This window comes from Pseudomonas sp. PDM03 (genome assembly GCF_014852385.1).
GTDB lineage: Bacteria > Pseudomonadota > Gammaproteobacteria > Pseudomonadales > Pseudomonadaceae > Aquipseudomonas > Aquipseudomonas migulae.
Window position 1 is genome coordinate 154,839 of the sequence record NZ_JACVBM010000011.1, and the last position, 26,506, is coordinate 181,344.

Genomic DNA, 26,506 nt, shown 5'->3' on the forward strand with positions numbered 1-26,506 from the left:
GATTCAGTCGCCCCAGTTGCCGATATCGGCCGCATGCCCTTCGCCACCCTTCACGCCATCGGAACCGAGGGAGTACAAGTCTTAGCTGCCGTCCACCGAATGCACACCGGGATTGAGGTACTGATAGGGCGTGTTCCACGGATCGACCGGCAGGCTTTTCAGATAACCCTGAGGGTTCCAGTTCCTCGCCGCCGGCAGGCCGGAAGGTTGTTTGCTCAAGGCTTCCAGCCCCTGCTGCGTCGAGGGGTAGTTGAAGTTGTCGAGGCGATACATTTCGAGGGCCGTGGCGATGGCCTGGAGATCAATTTTGCTGGCGGTGACTTTGGCCTGGTCGGGACGGCTCATGAACTGCGGCACCACGATGGCCCCCAGCACGCCGATGATGACGACCACCACCATGATTTCGATCAGGGTAAAACCGCGTTGAGCGCGAGGACTGTTTCTCTGTGCAGCATTCATGGGTCAATTCACCAATTGGTTGAGGCTGAGAATCGGTAGGAGGATGGCCATGACGATCAGCAGCACCACACCGCCCATCAGCACCAACATGGCCGGTTCAAAAAGGCTCACGACCAATGCGATACGCGCCGCCAGGCTGCTTTCCTGCTGCTCGGCGGCCCGCACCAGCATGCGATCGAGCTCACCAGCGCGTTCGCCGCTGGCGATCATGTGCAGCATCATCGGCGGGATGTCGCCGCTCAGTTCCAGGCCGCGAGTCAGCGTTCCACCTTCACGGACCGAGCGCGCGACATCGGCCATGCGGCTGCGGATGGTCAGGTTGCCGATGACGGCCGCCGCGATCTCCAGCGCGTCCACCAATGGCACTGCACTTTTGCCGAGGATCGCCAGCGTGCTGGCGAACCGCGCGGCTTCCATCGCCCGCAACACCTCGCCCATGACCGGCAGTTTCAACGCGAGACGATGCCAGCGCAGGCGCCAGGCCGGCTGACGCAGGCTCCAGCGCCAGAGGCCGAGCAGCGTCGCCAGCACGCCCATCAACAGCAGAAAATTGTTGCGCAGCCCATTGCTGAGGACGATCAGCGCCTGCGTCAGCCAGGGCAGCGGCTGACCGCTGTCGACGAAGATCTTCACCACGTCCGGCACCACGTAGCCGAGCAGAAAACCAACAATCGCGACGCTGGCCAACATCAGGATCAACGGGTACACGAGGGCCATCTGAATTTTCTGCCGCGACGCCTGGCGGGCCTGGGTGTAAGCGGCCAGTTGTTCCAGCACATGCCCCAAGTGACCGGAACGTTCGCCAGCCGCGACGGTGGCGCGGAACAATTCTGGGAACGCCTTGGGAAATTGAGCCAGCGCCGTCGACAGGGCATGACCTTCCATCACCCGACTCCTGACCGCCGACAACAGACCGGCAACCTTGCGCTTTGCGCTTTGCTTCGTCACCGCTTCAAGGGCTTCCTCCAGAGGCAGCCCCGCCTGAACGAGGGTGGACAGCTGCAAGGTCACCAGCGCCAGATCCGCCGCGCTCAGACGTCCGCTGCGAGGCTGCGTCCCGGTGTCGCCACCTGCCCTGACCTCGCTCAACTCACGCGGCCACAAGCCGCGCTCGCGCATCAGTTGCCGGGCATGACGCGGGCCGTCGGCCTCCAGTCGGCCTTTGCAGCGTCGGCCCTGGGCATCGTCAGCGCGGTAATCGAACGTCGGCACTCGCTAGTCCTCCTGGGTCACGCGCAGTAATTCGTCGAGGCTGGTCAAGCCCTCCAGCACCCGTTGGCAACCGTCCTGAAACAGGCTGCGGGAGACCTTGCGCGTCTCTTCTATCAACGCCTGTTCACTCGCACCTTGATGAATCAGAACCGAGACGGCGGGCGTCACGCTGATCAGCTCGTAGATTCCGATCCGCCCGCGATAACCGTGCTGACACTGGTCGCACCCCACCGCTTTGAACAGTTGCGGTGGCGCTGCCGAATCGAGCCCGAGGCGCTCGCACGTGGCCTCATCGGCGCTGTACGCCGTCTTGCAATGGGGGCACAACGTGCGCAGTAAACGCTGGGCCAGAATGCCCACCAGGGACGACGCCAGCAGGTAGGCATCGACACCCATGTCCACCAGCCGCGTCACTGCACCGACGGCACTGTTGGTGTGCAACGTCGAGAGCACCAGGTGCCCGGTCAGTGATGCCTGGACGGCGATTTCCGCCGTCTCGCGATCACGGATTTCGCCGACCATCACCACGTCCGGATCCTGGCGCAAAATCGCCCGCAAGCCGCGGGCAAACGTCATGTCCACTTTCGGATTGACCGGCATCTGCCCCACACCCGGCAGGTGATATTCGATGGGGTCTTCGACCGTGAGGATGTTGCGTGTCTGATCGTTCAGGCTGCTCAGCGCGGCGTACAGACTGGTGGTCTTGCCGGAACCGGTGGGCCCGGTCACCAGAAGAATGCCGTGAGGTTTTGCGAGCAACTGGCGCAACGCGGCGAGGGTCTCGGCAGGCATACCGAGTCGCGGCAATTCCAGGCGCCCGGCCTGCTTGTCGAGCAGGCGCAGCACCACCCGTTCGCCATGGGCCGAAGGCAGCGTGGAGACCCGCACATCGACTTCGTGCCCGGCCAGCCGCAGGGCCATTCGACCATCCTGCGGGACCCGTTTTTCAGCAATGTCCAGGCGCGCCATGACCTTGATCCGCGACACCAGCAAGGTGGCCAGTTCACGTCGGGGCCTGAGCATTTCGCGCAATTGCCCGTCGACGCGCATGCGGACCGACAGGTACTGCTCGAAAGTTTCCAGGTGCACGTCCGACGCGTGCTCGCGCACCGCTTCGCTGAGCAGTGCGTTGATCAACCGGATGATCGGCGCATCGCCCTGCTGCTCCAGCAGGTCGGCGGTTTGCGGGACTTGATCGACCAGGCTGAGCAGGTCCAGCTCTTCGTCCAGCCCTTGGGCAACTTGCTCGGCCGCGCTCTGACCTTCGCGATAAGCGACGGCCAGACGTGCTGCGAACACATCAGGCTCAAGCACCCGCATCGGCAGATCCCGAGCGCTTGCCCGACGGGCTTCCGACAAGGCCGTGAGCGGCGCATTGGCGCGCAGTACAAGGCTTGAACCCGGCCCGTCGTGCTCCAGCAGTACGCCGAAACGCCGGGCGAAACCGAAGGGCAATTGCTGGAGGGATTCACGCGGTTCGCTCATGGCGATTCCGCCGCTTGCTTACGTAAATCGAACACGGGGGCGTCGGGCGCGGGGTCGAACAATTGACGCGCCTCGGCCGGCAGCAGCAAGGAGTTGTTCCCTCGCGCGCCGGGCTTGCTCAATTCACGCAGCGCGTTGTAACGCTGCTGGCTGACGTCTGACAGGTCTTCCTTGCTGCGCACGATGGTCGGCCGCAAAAACACCATCAGGTTACTTTTGGTCTGGGTGTCGCGGGTCCAGCGAAACAGCGCACCGAGGTAGGGAATGTCGCGCAGCAACGGCACCCCGCTCTGTTGGGTGCGGACGCTGTCCCTGATCAGCCCGCCGATGACGATGATTTCGCCATCGTCCGCCAGGATCGTGCTCTTGAGCGCACGTTTGTTGGTGATCAGGTCCGAAGAATCGATGCCCGATACCGAAGGCGCGATGTCCGACACTTCCTGCGCGACCTCCAGGCGCAACGTCGAGCCTTCGTTGATGTACGGCTTGATCTTCAGGCTGATGCCCACGTCCTTGCGCTCGACCGTGGTAAACGGATTTTCCGCGCCGTTGCTGTTGGTGGCGTAGGAGCCGGTCTTGAACGGGACGTTTTGGCCGACGATGATTTCTGCCTCCTGATTGTCCAGGGTCAGCAGGCTCGGCGTGGACAGCAGGTTGCTGCGAGTGTTGCTGGCCAGCGCCGAAACCAACGCGCCGAAGCGGTCACTACCCAGTCGCAGGACGGCCCCTTCCGGTGCGGATTTTTTCTCGTCAAAGTTCAGCCCGCCGATGATCGGAATGTCGGTGCCGGGGAAGTTGATGAAGCCTTTTGCATCGCTGCCGCTGACGCTCCACTGAACGCCCACGGCCTCGGCGATGTCCCCGGAAATCTCGACGATGGCGGCATGGATGAGCACCTGCGCCCGAGGCTGGTCCAACTGATGCACGATGTCCTCGATGGTGCGGATTTGCGCCGGTTCGGCGATCAGCACCAGCGCATTCTGGCTTTCGTCGGCCTTGATCATGAACGTCGTGCCGGGTGAGTTATCCCGGGGGCCACCGACGGCCGTTGCCGGCTTTCGGCCCTGCCCCATCGTTTCGAGGACTTCGGCCAATTGCCTGGCATCGCTGTGACGCAGGCGAATCACCCGCGCATTGTCGAGGGTGGCGGTCGCGGGGGTATCGAGACGGCGTGCGAGGTCGATCAGGCGCTGGCGAACCGACGGTGGACCAATGAGGATCAGCCGATTGGTTCTGGCATCGGCCAGTACCTGGATCGCCGTATCAGCGCTGCGTTTGCCCAGCGAGGACTCCATGACAGTCGCCACATCAGCAGCCTGTGCGTGCTGCATTTGCACCACGGCATGCTGATTGTTCTGCCCGGAATCCAGTTGCCGGACCACCTGCGCGATACGGTTCACATTGGCCGCAGTATCAGTGACCACCAGCGCATTGGCTGACACCGAAGGACCGACATAGCCGTTGGCCGACACCAGTGGCCGAATCAGGCCGGCGATGTCGGAAGCGCTGCTGGTATTCAGTTCGACGACCTGGGTGATGAATTGCGAAGCCGTGGCGTTTTTTGCAATGCCTTGGCCGGCGCGGGTTTTCGCTTCGGTGACCGGCGTAATCAGGATCCGGTCACCCTCGTCGATGACCGTGAAGTTGTGGGCATCCAGCACCGAATAAAACAATCGGCGAACACCTTCGCGGTCGAGGGCCTGACGGGACATGACGGTGATGCGCCCGGAGACTCTGGGATCAAGCACCACCGTGGTCCCGAGAATGGTGGAGATTTCCTCGACGATGTCGCGCAGCTCGGCATTGTTCATCGCCAGTTGCCATTTTTCTTCCTCGGCCCGCGCCGCGCCGTGAAAGAGTGACAGCGCCAACGCGGCGAGAAAAAGCAGGGTGCGCAACGCCTTCGCGCTGATGGAACAGTTCATGGGTTGATCACTCTGACGGCCCGGAGAGCGGGCGTAGAAAATACGCAGGAGTCGCGGGGGCCGGAGCCTCGGTTTGCGGGTCGAATCGACGCAAGAGCTGCGTGGCAGACGTCTGCAGCGTCAGCACTTCTTCTCGCCCCTTGTTCCACAACACCGCCCGATCCGCCTCCACGCGACGCAGGACGCTGCCGCCCGGCAACGGATCGCCCACCTGATAAATCCGCGAGCCTTGAGCGTCTGCCAGCAGCGCTCTGGATAACCCTGTGGCCAAGACAAAACTGGCCTGCAGGGTCAGCGGTTCGGCGCTGGCCAACAACGTGGCTCCTGCCGTCAGGCCGAGCACCGTCGCCACCGCAGTGGTATCCAGAGGTGCAGGGGACGGTGGCGTCGCTATCGTTGTAACGACAGGCATCGCTGCAACACGGCTTTGACGAAATCCCCACTCCTGCCACACCAGAAAGGCTCCGTACGCGACGGTCACCAGCAGCAGGCCGAGGGTGCAGAGTCGCCCGTTCACTCGGCGCGGTCACTGCGAACGAGACTGCACAAGGACATTCGCCGCAGTACGCGGTGACCGCACAGTTCATGGAAAATCACCGCACCGACATGCATCGCGATCAGCAGTGAAAGCACCAGGCACGACCAAACGTGAATCGTGGCGAACAGCGCGATAAGCGCTGGATCACTCAGCGGCTGCGCAATATCGACCCACCCGAATACATCGATTGGACGGTCCATCAACAACACACCGGTCACCAGCACGACAGTCACCGTCAGGTAGATCAGTGTGTGGGCAAATAGCGCGAGTTTTTCCATGGGCGACAAGATGTTCACGCTCGTTTGCCGGGCGTGAACGACAAAAATAGACAGACGCCAGACAAAAAACGGGATGAACACCGTTGTCAGCGACACATTGATAAAGGCAACCCGCTCACCGACCCGGGCTGGCAGGTCCACACAGGCCACGTAGAACCCGGACGCCAGCGTCCAGATGATCACCGCCGCCGACATCCAGTGCAGCCATACGCGTTGGGTGGAGTAACCCAAAACCGTCATATTCAACTCGACTTTCAACAGGAAGATGAGCCTTCAGGCAACCCTGTTCCGGATCGCCTGAAGTGTTACGAGAGACTTAGATTTTGTCCCACGCCATGTGCCAGTGCGCCCCTACACCGGGCTCAAAGCCGTTGGCCGTCGGGGTGTATTGCTTGCAGTAACCGGCCTCGGGGAGTGGTTTGCACTCGAAGATTTCATTGGTCTTCGGTTGCAGCACTTTGGTGCCGGCGGTGTACTCGCTGATGCCTTCGGGGAACACGAAGTCATGCTCGATGCCCGCGCCTTCACCGGTCATGTGGGTGGGCTGGGTGTCCTGGCGAGTGGTGCGGCCATCCAGCGTGGTGCCGACCAGCGTCAGGGTGTGTTTGCCGGGATTGCTGCGAACATCCATGGTCAGCCAGGTCGGACCGCTGTCTACCTGCTTCGCGACAGAGCCGACCGGCTTGTTGTTCTCGTCGAACAAGGTCGCTTCGACGTTCATCGCACGGTTCGAGATCATGCTGAACTGGACGTTGGCCAGGCCCTTGTCCAGAACGTATTCGGCTTGCTGGGAGGCCACCGACATGCGTGCGGCGGTGTCTTCCTTCATGTCCAGCTGAACTTCGAATCGGGTTACGCCGCTTTCTTTCTGGGCGTAGAGGGTGTTGTTACCCCGGACCGGTTCAATGTTGCCGTTCTCATCACGAATACCGGCGCGGACAAGCGAGTGGGTGCTGTTGATTTTTTCTGCCAGTTTGAACGCCCAGTTGTTCGGCGAGCCCTCCTCGGCAGTGTCGATGGAGATCTCGACGTCGTAATCCGGGCTGACACCGTTGGCAGAGAATGCGCGGGCCTTGACCTTGTCGCCGATCAGCAATTGGGCCGATGGCGTGATGCCGCCAACGGAAGACCAGCCACCGGGCAACGACGGTTCGCCGAGGATGTTCACATCGACAGCGTTATAAAACGCCGCGTCGGTATCACCGACGGTCCAGATCCCGAGGATGACGTGCTGGCCGGACTTGTCGTCAGGAATGTTGCAGTTGTGTTTGGCGCCGGACACCGGCAGCTGATGATGTCCAGGAATGTCGCAGAACGGAGTGCTTTCGAACGAAGCGCGCTCAAGGGGTTTGTTGACGTTCCAGCCGTTGCGAGTGATGAAGTACTCATGCTTGGTGGCCGGGTGAGACTGGGTATAACGCCATTGGAAATCGATGTTGCGGTCTTTGATTTCCGTTAATTGCCAACGGGTAGCGGACTGAGCATCCATAGCGGAGAACGATGGATGACCGCCACTCGGAATCTTGCCATCGATCGGCCCTTGCAAAGGCGCACCGCCTGTACCAGCCGGAAAACCTTTGAATGTTTCGCCAACACTTTGAGGCTCGTATTGCGCGGAACCACAGTTAGTGTTCACCCCCTTCTGGCACAGCAGTGCGCGCGAGGGCGGCACTTCCATATAGCCATGGGCCGAAACAGTTTGAGACGCCAGCATTGCCGATAACAGGATCATTGAAGAGGAGCATGCGGTTAGCGCACCTCCCTTGTAGAAGGTCTTTTTCATGAGTGTGTTCCAGACTACTTATCGAAAATTAAGGCGCTGTAAGGGCGCCGCTGTTCGTAATTCGTTCGGTGGGCTGCACCGGACGAAGGTCTGAAACCATACTGAGATGGACACGAATTCTATGTAGGACAAGTCTTCGCTTACATGGGGATTACTCTCTCTCTTCACTTGTCTGACAAAGAGGGAAAACATTCTTACAGGATGAAACGGATTAGGCGGGCACTCGGTATTTCAGACAAAAAAAAGCCCGCCCGGCGTTAGCCGGACAGGCTTGATGGAACCGGCAAGGACTACTCGTGATATTGCGCCGACAGCTCATGCACCGCGCGCAGGAACGCACCCGCATGTTCCGGATCGACTTCCGGCGTAATGCCATGACCCAGGTTGAACACGTGACCGCTGCCCTTGCCGTAGCTGGCGAGGATCCGTCCGACTTCGGTACGAATGGCTTCCGGTTTGGCGTAGAGCACGGTCGGGTCCATGTTGCCTTGCAAGGCAACTTTGTCGCCAACGCGAGCCCGGGCATTGCCGATATCGCACGTCCAGTCCAGGCCCAGCGCATCAGCACCGGCATCAGCGATGCTTTCCAGCCACAGGCCGCCGTTCTTGGTGAACAGGATGACCGGAACCTTGCGGCCTTCGTGTTCGCGGATCAGGCCGCTGACGATTTTGCGCATGTAGGCGAGGGAGAATTCCTGATACGCCGCCGCCGACAGGTTGCCGCCCCACGTGTCGAAGATCTGCACCGCTTGCGCGCCGGCCATGATCTGGCCGTTGAGGTACGAGGTCACCGACTGCGCCAGCTTGTCCAGCAGCAGGTGCATGGCTTGCGGGTTGTCGTAGAGCATGGCTTTGGTCTTGCGGAAGTCTTTCGACGAACCGCCTTCGACCATATAGGTGGCCAGGGTCCATGGGCTGCCGGAGAAACCGATCAGCGGTACACGACCATTCAGTTCGCGGCGGATGGTGCTGACCGCGTCCATCACGTAACCGAGGTCTTTGTGCGGATCAGGAATCGGCAGGGCTTCGATGTCGGCCATCGTGCTGACGACTTTTTTGAATCGCGGACCTTCACCGGTTTCGAAGTACAGGCCCTGGCCCATGGCGTCCGGGATAGTGAGGATGTCGGAGAACAGGATTGCCGCGTCCAGTTGCGGATAGCGGTCGAGCGGTTGCATGGTGACTTCGCAAGCGAACGCCGGGTTCATGCACAGGCTCATGAAGTCGCCGGCCTTGGCACGGCTGGCGCGGTATTCAGGCAAGTAGCGACCGGCCTGACGCATCATCCACACAGGGGTGACGTCTACAGGTTGCTTGAGCAGGGCGCGAAGGAAACGGTCGTTCTTCAGGGCAGTCATGTCGGCATCCGGAAAAAAAGTGCGGGCATTTTCTCAGAGCTCGACGCAAAAGGCACGGATGCAGGTCAGCCTTTTGTCTATCGGGTCAATTTGTCGCGGGCATCGGGCGATATTTACCCTGTAGGAGCCGGCTTGCTGGCGATTCAGACGACACGGTATATCAGGTTCACCGTGTCATCGTTCATCGCCAGCAAGCCGGCTCCTACAGGATCGGGTTTTAGACGCCCAGGAAATCCAGGATCCCTTCAGCCGCATTGCGGCCTTCGAAGATCGCCGTCACCACCAGGTCGGAACCGCGAACCATATCGCCACCGGCGAAGATTTTCGGATTGCTGGTCTGGTGCTTGAACTGACCTTGTTCAGGCGCAACTACGCGGCCCTGACTGTCGGTCTGGATGCTGAACTGCTCGAACCACGGCGCCGGGCTTGGACGGAAACCGAAAGCGATGACCACGGCGTCGGCCGGGATGATCTCTTCGGAGCCCGGGATCGGCTCGGGGCTGCGACGGCCACGGGCGTCCGGCTCGCCGAGACGGGTCTCGACCACCTTCACGCCTTCAACCTTGTCTTCACCCACGATGGCGATCGGCTGGCGGTTGTAGAGGAATTTCACGCCTTCTTCCTTGGCGTTCTTCACCTCTTTGCGCGAGCCCGGCATGTTCGCTTCGTCACGACGATACGCACAGGTCACCGACTTGGCACCCTGGCGGATCGACGTACGGTTGCAGTCCATCGCCGTGTCGCCGCCGCCCAGTACCACAACCTTCTTGCCTTTCATGTCGACGAAATCTTCCGGCGACTTTTCAAAGCCCAGGTTGCGGTTGACGTTGGCGATCAGGAAGTCGAGCGCATCATGCACGCCCGGCAGGTCTTCACCGGCAAAGCCGCCCTTCATGTAGGTGTAGGTGCCCATGCCCATGAACACGGCATCGTATTCTTCGAGCAGTTGCTCGACGGACACGTCCTTGCCCACTTCGGTGTTCAGGCGGAACTCGATGCCCATGCCGGTGAAGACTTCGCGGCGATTGCTCAGCACAGTCTTTTCCAGCTTGAACTCCGGGATGCCGAAGGTCAGCAGACCGCCGATTTCCGGGTTCTTGTCGAACACCACCGGGGTCACGCCGCCGCGTACCAGCACGTCGGCACAACCGAGACCGGCCGGGCCTGCGCCGATGATCGCGACACGTTTACCGGTCGGCTTGACCTTGGACATGTCCGGGCGCCAGCCCATGGCGAACGCGGTGTCGGTGATGTACTTCTCGACCGAACCGATGGTCACCGCGCCGAAGCCGTCGTTGAGGGTGCAGGCACCCTCGCACAGACGATCCTGCGGGCACACCCGGCCGCAGACTTCCGGCAGGGTGTTGGTCTGGTGCGACAGCTCGGCGGCCTGGAGGATGTTGCCCTCGGCCACCAGTTTCAGCCAGTTCGGAATGAAGTTGTGCACCGGGCACTTCCATTCGCAATACGGGTTACCGCAACCCAGGCAGCGGTGGGCCTGATCGGCCGAATGCTGGGGTTTGAAGGGTTCGTAGATCTCCACGAACTCTTTCTTGCGTTGACGCAACAGTTTCTTCTTCGGATCTTTGCGCCCGACGTCGATGAACTGGAAGTCGTTATTCAGACGTTCAGCCATTGTTAAAACCTCATCAAACTCTTCAGGCGCATATCACTGCGGGTTGGCACGGGTGCTGGAAAGCAACGTTTTCAAGCTGGCAGCCTTGGGCTTGACCAACCAGAAACGGCGCAGGTAGTCATCGAGGTTTTCCGCGAGTTCACGACCCCACTCGCTGTCGGTTTCCTCGACGTACTCGTTCAGCACGCGTTGCAGGTGGCTACGGTAGGCTTCCATCGCTTCGCCGCTGATCCGCTGGATTTCCACCAGTTCGTGGTTGACCCGGTCAACGAAGGTGTTGTCCTGGTCGAGCACGTAGGCGAAACCGCCGGTCATGCCTGAGCCGAAGTTGTAACCGGTTTTGCCCAGGACGCAGACGAAACCACCGGTCATGTACTCGCAGCAGTGATCGCCAGTGCCTTCCACCACGGTGTGAGCACCGGAGTTACGCACGGCGAAACGCTCGCCCGCAGTGCCGGCAGCGAACAACTTGCCGCCGGTGGCGCCGTACAGGCAGGTGTTGCCGATGATGGCACTGTCCTGAGTCTTGTAGGCGCTGCCCTTCGGCGGAACGATGACCAGTTTGCCGCCGGTCATGCCTTTGCCGACGTAGTCGTTGGCGTCGCCTTCCAGGTACATGTTCAAACCGCCGGCGTTCCACACACCGAAGCTCTGACCGGCCGTCCCTTTGAAGCGGAAGGTGATCGGCGCGTTCGCCATGCCTTGGTTGCCGTGCTTGCGTGCGATTTCACCAGAGATCCGCGCGCCGATCGAACGGTCGCAGTTGCAGATATCCAGCGCGAATTCGGCGCCGCTCATGTCGTTGATGGCCGAGGTGGCCATGTCGATCATTTTCTCGGCCAGCAGGCCTTTGTCGAACGGCGGGTTGCGGTCGACCTGGCAGAACTGAGGTTTGTCTGCCGGGATGTGATCGCTGCCCAGCAACGGGGTCAGGTCCAGGTGGTTCTGCTTGGCGGTCTGGCCTTCGAGGATTTCCAGCAGATCGGTGCGACCGATCAGCTCTTCGAGGGAGCGCACGCCCAGCTTGGCCAGCCACTCACGGGTTTCTTCGGCGACGTAGGTGAAGAAATTCACCACCATGTCGACGGTGCCGATGTAGTGATCCTTGCGCAGCTTCTCGTTCTGAGTCGCGACGCCGGTGGCGCAGTTGTTCAGGTGGCAGATACGCAGGTATTTGCAACCCAGCGCGATCATTGGCGCGGTGCCGAAACCGAAGCTTTCAGCGCCGAGGATGGCCGCCTTGATCACGTCGAGGCCGGTTTTCAGGCCGCCGTCGGTCTGTACCCGGACTTTGCCGCGCAGGTCGTTGCCACGCAGGGTCTGGTGGGTTTCGGCCAGGCCGAGTTCCCACGGAGCGCCCGCGTATTTGATCGAGGTCAGCGGCGATGCGCCGGTGCCGCCGTCGTAGCCGGAGATGGTGATCAAGTCCGCGTAGGCCTTGGCCACACCGGCGGCGATGGTGCCGACGCCCGCTTCTGCTACCAGCTTCACCGAGACCAGGGCCTTCGGGTTGACTTGTTTCAGGTCGAAAATCAGCTGCGACAAGTCTTCGATGGAATAGATGTCGTGGTGCGGCGGCGGCGAAATCAGGGTCACGCCCGGCACTGCGTAACGCAGCTTGGCGATCAGACCGTTGACCTTGCCGCCTGGCAGTTGACCGCCTTCGCCGGGCTTGGCGCCCTGAGCGACCTTGATCTGCAGTACTTCAGCGTTGACCAGGTATTCCGGGGTCACACCGAAACGGCCAGTCGCGACTTGCTTGATTTTCGAGCTCTTGATGGTGCCGTAGCGCGCCGGGTCTTCGCCGCCTTCGCCGGAGTTGGAACGCGCACCGAGGCGGTTCATGGCTTCGGCCAGGGCTTCGTGAGCTTCCGGCGACAGTGCGCCAAGCGAAATGCCGGCGGAGTCAAAGCGCTTGAGCACAGATTCCAGCGGTTCGATCTCGCTGATGTCCAGCGGCGTGGCCAGCGTCTTGACGTTGAACAGGTCGCGGATCATCGACACCGGACGGTTGTCCACCAGCGACGTGTATTCCTTGAACTTGCTGTAGTCGCCCTGCTGCACAGCGGCTTGCAGGGTGTTGACCACGTCCGGGTTGTAGGCGTGATATTCGCCACCGTGGACGAACTTCAGCAGACCGCCTTGCTGGATCGGCTTGCGCGGGCTCCAGGCTTCGGCGGCGAGGGCTTTCTGCTCGGCTTCGATGTCGACGAAACGTGCGCCCTTGATGCGGCTCGGCACGCCACGGAAGCTCAGGTCGCAGACTTCCTCGGACAGGCCGATGGCTTCGAACAGTTGAGCGCCGCGGTAAGAAGCGATGGTCGAGATACCCATCTTCGACAGGATCTTCAGCAGGCCTTTAGTGATGCCTTTGCGGTAGTTCTTGAACACCTCATAGAGGTCGCCCAGCACTTCACCGGTACGGATCAGGTCGCCCAGCACTTCATAAGCCAGGAACGGATAAACCGCCGAGGCGCCGAAACCGATCAACACCGCAAAGTGGTGCGGGTCGCGTGCGGTGGCGGTTTCCACCAGGATGTTGGAGTCGCAACGCAGGCCTTTTTCGGTCAGGCGGTGGTGTACCGCGCCGGTGGCCAGGGAAGCGTGGATCGGCAACTTGCCCGGTGCAATGTGACGGTCGCTCAGGACGATCTGGGTGCGACCGGCGCGAACGGCTTCTTCAGCCTGATCGGCGACGTTGCGCACAGCCGCTTCGAGGCCGACGCTTTCGTCGTAGTTGAGGTCGATGATCGCGCGCTCGAAGCCCGGACGATCGAGGTTCATCAGCGAGCGCCACTTGGCCGGGGAAATGACCGGCGAGCTGAGGATCACGCGCGAGGCGTGTTCCGGCGACTCCTGGAAGATGTTGCGCTCGGCACCGAGGCAGATCTCCAGCGACATGACGATGGCTTCACGCAGCGGGTCGATCGGCGGGTTGGTCACCTGCGCGAACTGCTGGCGGAAATAGTCGTACGGCGTGCGCACGCGCTGGGACAGCACGGCCATCGGCGTATCGTCGCCCATGGAGCCAACGGCTTCGTAGCCTTGCTCGCCGAGCGGACGCAGCACCTGGTCGCGCTCTTCGAACGTGACCTGATACATCTTCATGTACTGCTTGAGCTGATCGACATCGTAGAACGCCGAACCGTGGTCGTTGTCTTCCATGGTCGCCTGGATGCGCAGGGCATTCTTGCGCAGCCATTGCTTGTACGGATGACGGGACTTCAGACGGTTGTCGATCGCGTCGGTGTCGAGGATCTGGCCGGTTTCGGTGTCCACGGCAAAGATCTGGCCCGGGCCAACGCGGCCCTTGGCGATCACGTCTTCAGGCTGGTAGTTCCAGACACCGATTTCGGACGCCAGGGTGATGAAACCGTTCTTGGTGGTGACCCAACGCGCCGGACGCAGACCGTTACGGTCGAGCAGGCACACCGCGTAACGACCGTCGGTCATTACTACGCCGGCCGGGCCGTCCCACGGTTCCATGTGCATCGAGTTGTATTCGTAGAACGCACGCAGGTCCGGGTCCATGGTTTCGACGTTCTGCCACGCAGGCGGAATGATCATCCGCACGCCACGGAACAGGTCGATGCCACCGGTGACCATCAGCTCGAGCATGTTGTCCATGCTGGAGGAGTCGGAACCGACGCGATTCACCAGCGGGCCGAGTTCTTCCAGATCCATCAGATCGTTGGTGAACTTGGTGCGACGGGCCTGGGCCCAGTTGCGGTTGCCGGTGATGGTGTTGATCTCGCCGTTGTGGGCGAGGAAGCGGAATGGCTGGGCCAGCGGCCATTTCGGCAGGGTGTTGGTGGAGAAGCGCTGGTGGAACACGCAAATCGAGGTTTGCAGGCGCTGATCGCTGAGGTCCGGATAGAAGGCGGTCAAATCCGCCGGCATCATCAGGCCTTTGTAGATGATGGTCTTGTGCGAAAAGCTGCAGATGTAGTGATCGACGTCGGCGGCGTTGGCCACGGACGAGCGACGACGGGCGCTGAACAGCTTGATCGCCATGTCCTGATCGCTCAGGCCTTCACCGCCGATGTAGACCTGCTCGATCTGCGGCAGGCGCTCAAGGGCCAGGCGGCCGAGGACGCTGGTGTCGATCGGCACTTTGCGCCAGCCGACCAGGGTCAGGCCTTCGGCCAGGATCTCGCGGTTCATGTTCTCGCGAGCGGCTTCGGCTTTGACCGGGTCCTGGTTGAAGAAGACCATGCCCACCGCATATTGCTTGGGCAGTTCGACGCCGAAGGTTTCCTGGGCGATGGCTCGCAGGAACACGTCCGGCTTTTGAATCAGCAGACCGCAACCGTCACCGGTCTTGCCGTCGGCGTTGATCCCACCGCGGTGGGTCATGCAGGTCAGGGCCTCGATGGCCGTTTGCAAAAGGGTATGACTGGGCTCGCCCTGCATATGGGCTATCAGGCCGAAACCGCAGTTATCCTTGAATTCATCTGGTTGGTACAGACCTGCTTTCATAGACACTTTCTCACCAGGCTGCCTCTTATCGAGGCAAATTTCTTTTCAATTCAACCACTTACCATCCGCGCCGAACGTACGCCAGCTTTGCGGGGGCAAAAGGGAGGTCATTGTACACACCGACACAGAGGCTCACAAATTTGACGACGAAATGTCGCAAATCTATGTCGCATTTGTGAAAGGTTTAAAGCGATCTGCTGTGCTAGTCAAAACTTTTTTAATTTTGACTGCAACGACTCAAAGACTACTGTGACGCAGACACCACAAGGCACGCGGCCTGTAGAGGCGGCATGCGCTTGTAGAAATTTTGAGGTGCCGGGAGAGGCGGCCTGGGTAAGGCCGCCGAATCTTCAGCGAGTTGTTGCCAGTTCCTGTTGGACGCTGGCGACAGTGCGAGGCCAAGGTTTACCAGCCTGAACCTTCGCTGGCAAGGCCTTGATGGCGGTAACGGCTGCATCGCGGCTGGCGAAGTTACCGTAAGTGATGACGTAAAGCGGCTTGCCGTTGAGGACTTTCTTGAAATAACGGTACTCGCCGCCCTGCTCTTTCACGAAGTTTTGCGCGGTCGCCTCGGAGCTAGTGCCGAGGATCTGCACCACGTAGTTACCCGGAGCCTGACCGGCGTACCAGGTGCCGCCGGCAGCCTTGGCCGCAGCCGCTGGTTTCTCGGCAGGCTTGGCGGTTGCGACGGCCGCAGGCTTGGCTGGCGCAGTCGCTGGTGCCGGCTTCACTGCAGGCGCCGTCGGAACCGGCTTGGCCGTCGCGACCTGAGTCGGTGCAGGCGCTGGCGTCGGCTTGGCGGCTGGCGTCGGCGCAGGACCGGCCTGGATGCCCGCAGGAGGCGCGATGGTGGTCACGGTCGGCGGTGTAGCGCTGGAACCCTCTACCGGCACGCCATCGTCGCCCTCGGTAATGCCACCGGCGGCTTCAGCCAGCGGGCCACGCATGACCGGCTGCGAGTTGCCGACCAACGGCAATGGCATCGGTTGCGAATTACCGGCGAATTCCACGGCAGGTGCGCCGCCGCTGTTAGGTTGTGGCGTGCCCTGTCCGAGCGGCAGTTGCGCCTGTTCGTTGGCAGGTGCGCCGGTGGTCGGTGCTTTGCTGCGACCTGGCATCAACCAGGCGGCGGCTACCGCGACCACGACGACGGCGGAAATCGCCAATACGTGTTTCTTCGGCATGTTGAACCCCATACTTGGACGCTTGACCGCTGAGCGGCTGGCAATCATGGCTTCGATCATTGCATCGCGGGCAACCTGGTTGATGTTGCCAGGCCAGCCGTCGGAGCTTTCGTGAATATCAGAGATCTGTTCTGCGGTGAAAAGTTCGATACCCCGCCCTGCACCTTCGAGCCGCTGGTCCAGATATTCGCGGGTCTCTTCTTCGGTGTAAGGCTGCAGCTCGATGACGTGGAAGCGCTCCTCTTCAAGGCTCAGCGCCTCAAGTTGAGCGATCAGCGAGGATTCGCCGAACAGGAACACATGCGGGCGGCCTTCCGGCGCACCGGCGGCCAGCTCCATCAAGGCTTCGAGCGCGGACTCGTCGAGCTGCTCGGCGTCGTCCACCAGCAAATAGACTTCCTGACCGGTCAGCGCGAGCTGCACGACCTGAGCCAGAATCGCGCCTGTCTCGGCCTCGGCGACGTTCAGCGCCTGAGCCACCTGACGCAGCACGCCCGCCGCATCACCGGCGCCACGGGCGGAAACCACCACGCTTTGAACGGACTGTTTATTGGTGCTGGCCACCAGGGCCTGACGCAACAGGGTCTTGCCACTGCCTTGCGGGCCGGTGACCACCAGCAGCAACTGGCTGTAACGGGCCAGGTGGTGCAGCTGACCCAGCACAGGTTTGCGCTGGGCCGGGAAGAATTTGAAGCCAGGCACCCGTGGAGCAAAAGGGTCATGACTCAACTGGTAATGGCCGAGGAAAGCCTCGTCGGCGTGCAAACTAGTCATCGGGATCTTATTAACCTTTAAGCTGAGCCAGGGCGCGGTAATCCGCTCCCAGCGTGGCCTGTAGAACCTCTTTCGGATAATCGTCGGTCACCACTGCTTCGCCCATGTGGCGCAGCAGCACCAGGCGCAAACGACCGTCGATCACTTTCTTGTCAATTGCCATGTGTTCGAGAAAATCGGCTTCAGTCATCTCTTCAGGCGGGATGACCGGCAGGCCGGCACGCTGGAACAGGCGAATGCCGCGATCACGCTCTTGCTCACTGATCCAGCCCAGACGCGTGGACATTTCCAACGCCATTACCGTACCGGCAGCGACCGCTTCACCATGCAGCCAGACACCATAGCCCATGTGGGTTTCGATGGCGTGGCCGAACGTGTGGCCCAGGTTCAACGTGGCGCGAACGCCGGTTTCCTTTTCATCGGCGCCGACCACCGCTGCCTTCGCCGCGCAGGAGCGCTCGATGGCATAGGTCAGGGCGACCTGGTCCAGGGCGCGCAGGCGATCGACGTTTTCTTCGAGCCAGGTCAGGAAGGGCTCGTCGCAGATCAAACCGTATTTGATGACTTCAGCAAGCCCGGCAGACAACTCGCGGGCCGGCAGGGTATTGAGGGAGGCGGTATCGATCAGCACCACGTTCGGCTGATAGAAGGCGCCGACCATGTTTTTGCCCAGCGGATGATTGATCCCGGTCTTGCCGCCCACCGAGGAGTCGACTTGCGACAACAGAGTGGTTGGAACCTGGATGAAATCGACGCCACGCTGGTAACAGGCGGCGGCAAAACCGGCCATGTCGCCAATCACGCCGCCACCGAGGGCGATCACGGTCGTGCGACGGTCGTGTCGTGCGGTCAGCAAGCCGTCGAAAATCAGTTGCAGGGTTTCCCAGGTCTTGAAGGCTTCGCCGTCGGGCAGCACCACGGAAATCACCGAATACTGCGCAAGGCTGCGGGTCAGACGTTCAAGATAGAGCGGCGCAACGGTTTCGTTGGAGATGATCGCCACTTGCCGTCCGCGAATATGCGGGGCCAGCAGCTCAGGCTGATCCAACAAACCTTCGCCAATATGAATCGGGTAGCTGCGCTCGCCTAGATCGACCTTGAGTGTCTGCATGTGTCCCCACAGTGAAGATGAAATCAGGCATCCCGCCTTGAGTTATCGAGTATCCAGGGCATCTGATGGTGTGACGCCGTTCGGTAGTCATCCGCCACAACCTTGAGCGGTCGTGGCAGGACGCCGAGGATAGCGCATTTCGCGCTGCGCTTTAACGGGGAGGCAGCTGCTGCAAGCGCTCGAGAATATCGAGCACCACCATACGCGGCGGCCGCTCATCCGTTTCAACCACCAGGTCGGCGATTTCCCGATAAAGCGGATCGCGCAACTCCAGCAAATCCCGAAGGGTCTTGGCCGGGTCGGCGGTACGCAACAATGGACGATTGCGGTCGCGGGCAGTGCGGCCGACCTGCTGCTCCACGGAAGCGTGCAGATAAACCACCCGACCACCGGCACGCAGCGCCCGACGATTGGCTTCGCGCATTACTGCACCGCCACCGGTCGCCAGCACCACGCCATCGCAATCGCACAGCTCGGCAATCATCGCCTGCTCGCGGTCGCGAAAGCCCGGCTCGCCTTCCTTATCGAAGATCCATGGGATATTGGCGCCCGTGCGCAATTCAATTTCCTTATCGGAATCTTTGAATGGCAGGCGCAGCTCTTTGGCCAGCAACCGGCCGATGGTGCTTTTTCCAGCCCCCATCGGTCCAACAAGAATCAAATTTCGCACAGAATCAATGACTCACAGCAATCGCCTGGTTGTTCATGATACGCGGAGTGAGAAATACCAGCAGCTCGGATTTTTTCTCCGAAACCACGTCACGCCGGAAAAGGCGGCCAAGATACGGCACATCGCCGAGAAATGGCACCTTATCTACAACCTTGCTCTGAGTATTTGAGAAAACGCCACCGATTACGATGGTCTCGCCGTCATTGACCAGGACCTTGGCGTTGACCTCGTTTTTCTTGATCGGCGGTACATCCTGGACCTTGTTCAGGTAGTCCGGTTCGTCCTTGGTGACTTTGACCTCCATGATGATCCGGTTGTCCGGGGTGATCTGCGGCGTCACTTCCAGCGACAGCGAGGCCTCTTTGAAGGACACCGATGTGGCGCCGCTGGAGCTGGCTTCCTGGTACGGGATCTCGGTGCCCTTGAGGATTTTTGCGGTTTCCTTGTCGGACGTGACCACTTTGGGCTGTGAGACGATTTCGCCGTTGCCGGTCTTCTCCATCGCGGTCAGCTCAAGATCCAGCAGCACATTGTCGGTGATGAAGGCGATGCCGAGCCCCGAGGTGTTGGCGGCGGCGCCCATGTCGACGAACGGCGAGTTGGTACTGGTGCTGCCCGGCGTGCCGATGGTCGACGAAGCGTTGGCGCCGTTGCTGACCCCGGACGTGTTCCAGTTGCCCCTGTTCTGCAACGAACCGCCCCAGCGCACGCCGAGGCTTTTGTCGTAGTCGACGTTGGCTTCGACGATTCGCGCCTCGATCATCACCTGACGCACCGGGATGTCCAGTTGAGCGACGATCCGGCGAAGCTCGTCGAGGCGATCCTGGGTCTGATAGGCAATGATGTTGTTGGTCCGATCATCGACAGTGATCGAACCCCGCTCGTCCACTTTCGCCTCGGCACTGGTCACCGACGTGAACAACTTGGCGATATCCGCCGCCTTGGCGTAATTGACCTGCAGCAGCTCGCGACGCAATGGCGCCAGATCGGCAATCTGCTTCTGCGATTCCAGCTCCTGACGTTCGCGCGCGGCAATCTCGTCGGCCGGCGCCACCAGCAACACGTTGCCGATCTTGCGCTTGTCCAGCCCCTTGGTTTTCAGCACCAGGTCCAGCGCCTGATCCCATGGCACGTTTTGCAGACGCAAGGTGATGCCTCCCTGCACCGTGTCGCTGGCCACCAGATTGAGGTTGGTGAAGTCGGCGATCAGTTGCAGCACCGAGCGCACGTCAATGTCCTGGAAGTTCAGCGAGAGCTTTTCACCGGTGTAGGCAAAACGTTCGGCATTGCGCTTTTGCAGGTCATCGACGGTCATCGGGCGAATGCTGACGGTCAGCTTGTTGTCGGTCTGGTAGGTCGAATAGTCGAAGGCGCCACTGGGCTCGATGCTGATGGTCGCCCGGTCACCAGTGGCGCTGGCGTTGACGAACTGCACCGGCGTGGCGAAATCCTTGACGTCCAGACGCACTCGCAAAGGTTCTGGTAGTTGGGTTCTGGCAAAATTAAGGACGATCCTGCCATCGCGTTCCTGAATGTCCGGGGCGATGGAAGGGTCCGACAGGTCGATGACCACGTTGCCTTCGCCCTGGGTTCCACGCTGGAAATCCACACCGCGAATGGCCTTGCTCACCGGCGCATAAGCCTTGGCCGGCGCCGCAGCTGCCGTGGCGACCCGCGAAGGCCTGGCGGCAGGCGCGGCAGCGTTACTGCCTCCCCGCCCGACCACAACGAACAGGTTGTTGCCTTCGACCCGTGCGGTGTACGGGGTCAATTGAGTCAGGTTGATGATCAGCCGCGTGCGGTCCTTGGCTTCCACCACTGTGGCGCTGCGGGCGTTGCCGCCGCCAAGATCACGGGTCTTGCTCGCCAACCGGCTGACCACGCCAGGCAGATCCAGCGCAATCCGCGCAGGCTGCTCCGTCGTGTAACCATGGGGCTCCGGCGGCGCGCCATCGAATGACAACTTCAACTCGACGCGGTCTCCCGGCAGCGCGGCGACATCCAGCGCTTTGAGGTTGGCCGCTTGTACCATCGGCGACAGCAACGCTATCCATAGCGAAATACCGAAGGTTGCGAAAATCCTGTTCATTATTCGAGTTCCACTATGAGTGTTCTTTCAAAGGGATAGTCCGTGGCCGCTCCAGCCAGGCGCCTTCGCCGTCAGGAACGATTTCGACCACGTCGACTTGCGAGCCGCTGATGGCGACGATCCGGCCATCGTTGCGCCCCAGGTAATCGCCGACTTTCAGCCGATGCACACCGCCCGCCCCGCGCAACAGCGCAAAGGAGCCCGCCGCATTGGAGATCGTGCCGACCATTTCAAACTGCTCGATGTTGAAACCTTCGAGGTACTGCTTGACCCGGCTGGGGTCTGGTTTGACATTGCGTGCGCCATGCTTCTGGCCGGCCAGATCAACCCTGAGCTGCCGGGAAAACGGACTTCGCAAGTTAGCGGCGCTGTAGGTGAACGTTGGGTAAGACCGGAATGTCGGCGTTGGTTCAATCCTGCCGGGCACACGCAGACGCATTTCGTTCATGTAAGCGTCGAGATCACTGAAGTCATTGCTGCCACCACAACCGGCCAGGGCGGCCAACATCCCGATCATCGGAAAAATACGAATCGGGCTCATTTTTGCAGCCCCTTGTCGTTGTAGCGGTAAGTCTTGGCGAGGATGCTCATGCGCAATTTCGCGCCGCCTTCGGGGTTGGCCGGGGCAAGGTCGAAGTCATGCAGGGTGACGATCCGTGGCAGCCCGGCCACGCCACTGACGAACGTGGCGAGGTCATGATAGGCACCGGTGACGGTGATCTGGATCGGCAGTTCGATGTAGAACGGCTGAGTGACCTCAGGCAGCAGTTTGATCTCTTCAAACTCCAGCCCGCTTCCGAGGCCGGTACGGGTGATGTCCTCCAGCAGGCCAGGCACTTCGGTGTCGCTGGGCAGTTGCCGCAGGAGTACGCCGAAGGAGTTCTCCATTTCCTTCATCTGCTGGGTGTACAGCTCAAGATTCGCCGCCATGTGGGCCTTGGTGGCGAATTGCTCCTTGAGGGTCGACTCTTCCTCGCGCTTGAGTTCAAGCTGGCTCTCAAGGTCACTGATGGAAAAGCTGTAGCCCAGCGCCAACACCAGAATCATCAATAGAAGACCCGCCAGCACCTTGATGGCGGGTGGCCAGGACCCCATGTTGTTGGTATCCAGATCGTTGATGTCGATCTTGCGCAGCCCTTCGATCCATTCGGCCGGCCTCATTGAACGGCCTCCACGGCAGCAGGCTGGGTCTGACGCACGGTCAACTGAAAGACGTTGGCCTGATCCAGTTGGCCTGCGGTGGTCGCCTTGACCTCTGTCAGGGTGGGCGCATCGAACCAGTCCGATGCATCCAGATTACGCATCAAGTCAGAAACACGGTTATTGGATTCTGCCGCGCCAGTGATGGACAGGGTTTTACCTTCCATTTTCACCTCGGTGAAATAGACCCCGTCCGGCAGGGTGCGCGCCAACTGATCGAAGATCCGCCCGCTGATCGGACGATTGCCCTGCAGGTCCTGAATGATGCGCATGCGCTCGACCAGTTGCTGTCGCCGCGCCTTGAGGTCGCTGATCTGTTTGATCCGCTCGTCGACCACCGCAATCTGTTTACCGATGTAATCGTTTCGGGCGACCTGTCGGTCGATGGCGCCGTTGATGGCCCGATCCGCGACCAGCACCACTGCCACAGCGCCCACCAGCACGCCGACCAGCGCCAGCAAAAAGCGTTTGCGGCGTGCGTCCCGCAGCTCTTCGCGCCAAGGTAAAAGGTTGATCCGCGCCATCAGTCGAAGCTCCTGAGGGCTAACCCGCAGGCGATCATCAGCGCCGGCGCATCGCTGGCCAGGGCACCAGCGTTTACCTTGCTGCCCAGGGTCATGTCGGAAAATGGATTGGCCACTTGCGTCGAAGTGCCCAGTCGCTCTTCGATCAATCGATCCAGCCCCGGGACCGAAGCGGTGCCGCCAGCCAACAGGATATGGTCGACCGAGGTGTACTGGCCGGAAGCAAAGAAAAACTGCAACGAACGCGACACTTGCTGCACCAGCGCATCACGGAAAGGCTGCAACACTTCGCTGACGTAATCGTCCGGCAAACCGCCCTGCTTCTTCGCCAGCCCCGCTTGCTCAACGGTCAGGCCATAACGCCGCTGGATTTCTTCCGTCAGTTGTCGACCGCCGAACAACTGTTCGCGGGTGTAGATGATTTTCCCGTTGCGCAGGACGCTCAGGGTGGTCATGGTCGCGCCGATGTCGACCACGGCGACCGTCAGATCCTCGCGAGACGCCGCCAGATGCCCGGTCAGCAGGCCGAAGGAGCGTTCCAGCGCGTAAGCCTCGACATCGACCACGCGCGCCGTCAGGCCGGCCAGTGCGAGCGCCGCTTCACGAACTTCGACGTTTTCCTTGCGACAGGCTGCCAGCAGCACACTGACCCGTTCCGGGTTGCGTGCCGATACGCCCTGCACTTCAAAGTCGATGGCGACTTCGTCCAGTGGATAAGGGATGTATTGATCGGCCTCGATCTTCAGCTGGTTTTCCATCTCGTCGTCGGAAAGACCTGCATCCATTTCGATGGTTTTGGTGATGACGGCAGAACCGGCCACGGCGACGGCCACATTCTTGAGGCTGGTTCTGGCCTTGAGCAGCACGCGTGAAAGGGCCTGACCCACGCCTTCGAGCTCGGCGATATTTTTCTCGACCACCGCGTTGGCGGGTAGCGGTTCTACCGCATAAGCCTCGACCCGATAGCGGTCGCCCTGGCGGCTAAGCTCAAGCAGCTTCACCGACGTGGAGCTGATGTCGATCCCCAAAAGCGTATTGGCTTTTTTATTGAAGAGTCCTAGCACTACCAATTCCCTATGACTATCCGTGTCTTACGGACTCTGTAATGTCCGTTGCGTTCAAACCACCCGTCTTGACAGCAGCGCAAATGACGCTCTCGACGTAAAAATGCTTATAATGCCCAGCGTTTTTTTCCGGTTTTTACTGCAAGCGCGGGTCGTTCCCTGTTTATCTGAACCCTGCTGCCTAATTCATTCTTTGCCCTGGATATCCCAAAGCCTTGATTCGTCTGCTGAAATTCTTCGGTTGGTCCATCGTCGCCGTTTTCTGCGGACTGCTCCTTGGTCTGAGCGGCGCGTTTCTTTACCTTAGTCCGGGATTACCTTCTGTGGAGGCTCTGCGAAGCATCCAGTTGCAGATTCCATTGCGCGTCTACAGCAGCGACAACAAGTTGATCGCAGAGTTTGGCGAAATGCGCCGTACACCGATCCGTTTCGCCGACATTCCCCCCAATTTCATTAATGCGTTACTAAGTGCTGAAGACGACAATTTCGCCAACCACTACGGCGTCGATCCCAGCAGCCTGATGCGTGCCGCCACCCAATTGGTCAAAAGCGGACACATCCAGTCCGGCGGCAGCACCATCACCATGCAGGTGGCGAAGAACTTCTTCCTGACCAGCGAACGCAGCTTCTCGCGCAAGACCACTGAAATTCTCCTGGCCCTGCAGATCGAACGGCAGCTGACCAAGGACGAGATCCTCGAGCTGTATGTCAACAAGATCTATCTGGGCAACCGCGCCTACGGCATCGAGGCCGCGGCGCAGGTTTACTACGGCAAGTCGATTCGTGACGTCAGCCTGGCGCAGATGGCGATGATCGCCGGCCTGCCGAAAGCTCCGTCGCGCTTCAACCCGCTGGCCAACCCGGCCCGCAGCAAGGAACGTCGCGACTGGATCCTTGGCCGCATGTACAAGCTCGGCAAGATCACCGAGAGCGATTACACCGCCGCGATCAACGAGCCGCTGAACGCCAGCTATCACGTGCCGACCCCGGAAGTGAACGCGCCGTACATTGCTGAAATGGCCCGCGCCGAAATGGTCGGCCGCTACGGCAGCGATGCCTACACCGAGGGTTTCCGCGTCACGACCACCGTGCCGAGCAACCTGCAGGAAATGGCCAACACGGCCGTCCACGAAGGCCTGATGACCTACGATCAGCGTCACGGCTATCGCGGTCCCGAGTCGCGCCTGCCGGGCAAGACCCGCGAGGTCTGGATCTCGGAGCTGACCAAGCAGCGCACCATCAGCGGCCTTGAGCCGGCCATCGTCACGCAGGTCGAGAAGAACGGCCTGCAAGTGCTGACCCGTACCGGCGACGAACACATCGGCTGGGACAGCATGAAATGGGCGCGGCCGTTCCTGAACACCAACAGCATGGGCGCCAACCCAAAGCAGCCCTCGGATGTGGCTCAGGTCGGTGATCTGATTCGCGTACAGCGTCAGCCGGACAATTCGCTGAAATTCAGCCAGATCCCGCAAGCTCAGGGCGCACTGGTCTCCCTTGATCCGCAGAACGGCGCGATTCGCTCGCTGGTCGGCGGTTTCGCCTTCGAGCAGAGCAACTACAACCGTGCCCTGCAGGCCAAGCGCCAGCCGGGCTCAAGCTTCAAACCGTTCGTGTACAGCGCCGCGCTGGATAACGGCTACACCGCCGCCAGCCTGGTGAACGACGCACCGATCGTGTTTGTCGACGAATACCTGGACAAGGTCTGGCGTCCGAAGAACGACACCAACACCTTCCTCGGCCCGATCCGCCTGCGTGAAGGGCTGTACAAGTCGCGCAACCTGGTGTCGATCCGCCTGGTGCAGGCGCTCGGCGTCGATCGCACCATCGACTACATCAGCAAGTTCGGCTTCAACAAGCAGGACCTGCCGCGCAACCTGTCGCTGGCCCTGGGCACCGCGACCCTGACGCCAATGGAAATCGCCACCGGCTGGAGCACGTTCGCCAACGGCGGCTTCAAGATCACCCCGTACATCATCGACAAGATCGAAAGCCGCAATGGCGACACGCTGTTCGTCGCCAATCCGCCAAGCGTGCCGAAAGGCGATGTGACCACCGACGGCATCGCCGCGCCGACCGCCGAGGCCTTTACGGTCAATGCGACGCCGGGCGAAGCTCCGGGTCTGCCAACACCTCAGGCACCGGCCGTGGCCGAACGCATTGTCGATGGTCGCACCACTTACATCCTCAACAGCATGCTCGAGGACGTGATCAAACTCGGCACCGGCCGTCGCGCACTGGCCTTGGGGCGCCCCGATATTGCAGGCAAAACCGGTACGACCAACGAATCGAAGGATGCCTGGTTCTCGGGCTATAACGCCGATTACGTGACCACCGTCTGGACCGGTTTCGACCAACCGGAAAGCCTGGGCAAACGCGAGTTCGGCGGCACTGTCGCCCTGCCGATCTGGATGAACTACATGGGCGCCGCGCTCAAAGACAAGCCGCCACACACGCAACCGGAACCGGAAGGCATCCTCAGCCTGCGGGTTGACCCGGTCAGCGGCCGGGCAGCCACCCCAGGCACGCCTGGAGCGTACTTCGAGCTGTTCAAGGCCGAAGATACGCCACCGTCGGTGAATGAGCTGGGCAACGGCAATGCGCCGGGCAGCCCGCTGCCAGCGGATGAAGCGGCGCCGATCGATCTGTTCTGATCGCAGCACCACCCGAAAAGCCCCGCCTTCGAGAGAAGCGCGGGGCTTTTTGTTGGCTGCAGGTTTTGCGTTGTCTTTTAGGG

At 60.8% G+C, this 26,506-nt stretch carries 18 protein-coding genes and 1 pseudogene; 1 reads left to right on the forward strand and 18 read right to left on the reverse strand.

Features of this window, described 5'->3' with window-relative positions; genetic code table 11:
* Positions 1-3: 3 nt before the first annotated feature.
* The 18 genes and pseudogenes from gspG to IB254_RS17050 form a co-directional block, all read right to left on the reverse strand.
* Positions 4-459 (reverse strand): annotated as a pseudogene (gene gspG / locus IB254_RS16965) (type II secretion system major pseudopilin GspG).
* A 3-nt stretch (positions 460-462) separates the two neighbouring features.
* A complete protein-coding gene (gene gspF / locus IB254_RS16970) occupies positions 463-1,671 on the reverse strand; it encodes a type II secretion system inner membrane protein GspF (protein WP_192418176.1) in 1,209 nt (402 codons plus the stop codon).
* 3 nt (positions 1,672-1,674) lie between these two features.
* On the reverse strand, positions 1,675-3,156 hold the full coding sequence (gene gspE, locus IB254_RS16975; RefSeq protein WP_192418178.1) for a type II secretion system ATPase GspE: 1,482 nt from the start codon (positions 3,154-3,156) through the stop codon (positions 1,675-1,677).
* On the reverse strand, positions 3,153-5,081 hold the full coding sequence (gspD, locus tag IB254_RS16980) for a type II secretion system secretin GspD (protein ID WP_192418180.1): 1,929 nt from the start codon (positions 5,079-5,081) through the stop codon (positions 3,153-3,155). Before gspD ends, gspE begins: the two co-directional genes overlap by 4 nt.
* Before the next feature lie 7 nt (positions 5,082-5,088).
* A complete protein-coding gene (locus IB254_RS16985; protein WP_192418182.1) occupies positions 5,089-5,598 on the reverse strand; it encodes a type II secretion system protein N in 510 nt (169 codons plus the stop codon).
* Complete coding sequence (locus IB254_RS16990; protein ID WP_192418184.1) at positions 5,595-6,137, reverse strand: cytochrome b; 543 nt, start codon at positions 6,135-6,137, stop codon at positions 5,595-5,597. The genes IB254_RS16985 and IB254_RS16990 overlap by 4 nt, the downstream gene beginning before the upstream one ends.
* A 76-nt stretch (positions 6,138-6,213) precedes the next feature.
* A complete protein-coding gene (gbpA, locus tag IB254_RS16995; protein ID WP_192418185.1) occupies positions 6,214-7,680 on the reverse strand; it encodes an N-acetylglucosamine-binding protein GbpA in 1,467 nt (488 codons plus the stop codon).
* A 290-nt stretch (positions 7,681-7,970) separates the two neighbouring features.
* Positions 7,971-9,038, reverse strand: a complete 1,068-nt coding sequence (gene hemE, locus IB254_RS17000; protein ID WP_008025187.1) for a uroporphyrinogen decarboxylase — start codon at positions 9,036-9,038, stop codon at positions 7,971-7,973.
* Positions 9,039-9,255: 217 nt separating this feature from the next.
* Positions 9,256-10,674: an FAD-dependent oxidoreductase gene (locus IB254_RS17005; RefSeq protein WP_192418187.1), complete on the reverse strand. Its 1,419-nt coding sequence runs from the start codon at positions 10,672-10,674 to the stop codon at positions 9,256-9,258.
* 33 nt (positions 10,675-10,707) lie between these two features.
* Entirely contained in the window at positions 10,708-15,153 is a 4,446-nt protein-coding gene (gene gltB / locus IB254_RS17010; RefSeq protein WP_192418189.1) for a glutamate synthase large subunit, read from the reverse strand.
* Positions 15,154-15,503: 350 nt separating this feature from the next.
* The gene (locus IB254_RS17015) at positions 15,504-17,111 is read right to left on the reverse strand and encodes an AAA family ATPase (RefSeq protein WP_192418192.1); all 1,608 of its coding nucleotides are present in this window, start codon (positions 17,109-17,111) and stop codon (positions 15,504-15,506) included.
* Between the two features lie 10 nt (positions 17,112-17,121).
* The gene (gene aroB, locus IB254_RS17020) at positions 17,122-18,222 is read right to left on the reverse strand and encodes a 3-dehydroquinate synthase (protein WP_008041853.1); all 1,101 of its coding nucleotides are present in this window, start codon (positions 18,220-18,222) and stop codon (positions 17,122-17,124) included.
* 151 nt (positions 18,223-18,373) lie between these two features.
* On the reverse strand, positions 18,374-18,892 hold the full coding sequence (gene aroK / locus IB254_RS17025; protein ID WP_032828585.1) for a shikimate kinase AroK: 519 nt from the start codon (positions 18,890-18,892) through the stop codon (positions 18,374-18,376).
* Positions 18,893-18,896: 4 nt separating this feature from the next.
* Complete coding sequence (gene pilQ / locus IB254_RS17030) at positions 18,897-20,981, reverse strand: type IV pilus secretin PilQ (protein WP_192418194.1); 2,085 nt, start codon at positions 20,979-20,981, stop codon at positions 18,897-18,899.
* 13 nt (positions 20,982-20,994) lie between these two features.
* Entirely contained in the window at positions 20,995-21,522 is a 528-nt protein-coding gene (locus IB254_RS17035; protein ID WP_192418196.1) for a pilus assembly protein PilP, read from the reverse strand.
* Positions 21,519-22,142: a type 4a pilus biogenesis protein PilO gene (pilO, locus tag IB254_RS17040; RefSeq protein ID WP_192418198.1), complete on the reverse strand. Its 624-nt coding sequence runs from the start codon at positions 22,140-22,142 to the stop codon at positions 21,519-21,521. Before pilO ends, IB254_RS17035 begins: the two co-directional genes overlap by 4 nt.
* Entirely contained in the window at positions 22,139-22,705 is a 567-nt protein-coding gene (locus tag IB254_RS17045) for a PilN domain-containing protein (RefSeq protein ID WP_008041859.1), read from the reverse strand. The genes pilO and IB254_RS17045 overlap by 4 nt, the downstream gene beginning before the upstream one ends.
* Positions 22,705-23,769, reverse strand: a complete 1,065-nt coding sequence (locus tag IB254_RS17050; protein ID WP_192418200.1) for a pilus assembly protein PilM — start codon at positions 23,767-23,769, stop codon at positions 22,705-22,707. The genes IB254_RS17045 and IB254_RS17050 overlap by 1 nt, the downstream gene beginning before the upstream one ends.
* Positions 23,770-23,987: 218 nt before the next feature.
* Between IB254_RS17050 and IB254_RS17055 the strand changes: the two genes are divergently transcribed.
* On the forward strand, positions 23,988-26,423 hold the full coding sequence (locus IB254_RS17055) for a penicillin-binding protein 1A (RefSeq protein WP_412548226.1): 2,436 nt from the start codon (positions 23,988-23,990) through the stop codon (positions 26,421-26,423).
* Positions 26,424-26,506 lie beyond the last annotated feature (83 nt).

Bases quoted from the DNA above. Each gene is read 5' to 3' on its own strand.
- gspE (WP_192418178.1), bottom strand. From the start codon at position 3,156: ATGAGCGAACCGCGTGAATCCCTCCAGCAATTGCCCTTCGGTTTCGCC.
- gspD (WP_192418180.1), bottom strand. From the start codon at position 5,081: ATGAACTGTTCCATCAGCGCGAAGGCGTTGCGCACCCTGCTTTTTCTC.
- IB254_RS16990 (WP_192418184.1), bottom strand. From the start codon at position 6,137: ATGACGGTTTTGGGTTACTCCACCCAACGCGTATGGCTGCACTGGATG.
- gbpA (WP_192418185.1), bottom strand. From the start codon at position 7,680: ATGAAAAAGACCTTCTACAAGGGAGGTGCGCTAACCGCATGCTCCTCT.
- hemE (WP_008025187.1), bottom strand. From the start codon at position 9,038: ATGACTGCCCTGAAGAACGACCGTTTCCTTCGCGCCCTGCTCAAGCAA.
- IB254_RS17005 (WP_192418187.1), bottom strand. From the start codon at position 10,674: ATGGCTGAACGTCTGAATAACGACTTCCAGTTCATCGACGTCGGGCGC.
- gltB (WP_192418189.1), bottom strand. From the start codon at position 15,153: ATGAAAGCAGGTCTGTACCAACCAGATGAATTCAAGGATAACTGCGGT.
- IB254_RS17015 (WP_192418192.1), bottom strand. From the start codon at position 17,111: ATGACTAGTTTGCACGCCGACGAGGCTTTCCTCGGCCATTACCAGTTG.
- aroB (WP_008041853.1), bottom strand. From the start codon at position 18,222: ATGCAGACACTCAAGGTCGATCTAGGCGAGCGCAGCTACCCGATTCAT.
- pilQ (WP_192418194.1), bottom strand. From the start codon at position 20,981: ATGAACAGGATTTTCGCAACCTTCGGTATTTCGCTATGGATAGCGTTG.
- IB254_RS17035 (WP_192418196.1), bottom strand. From the start codon at position 21,522: ATGAGCCCGATTCGTATTTTTCCGATGATCGGGATGTTGGCCGCCCTG.
- pilO (WP_192418198.1), bottom strand. From the start codon at position 22,142: ATGAGGCCGGCCGAATGGATCGAAGGGCTGCGCAAGATCGACATCAAC.
- IB254_RS17045 (WP_008041859.1), bottom strand. From the start codon at position 22,705: ATGGCGCGGATCAACCTTTTACCTTGGCGCGAAGAGCTGCGGGACGCA.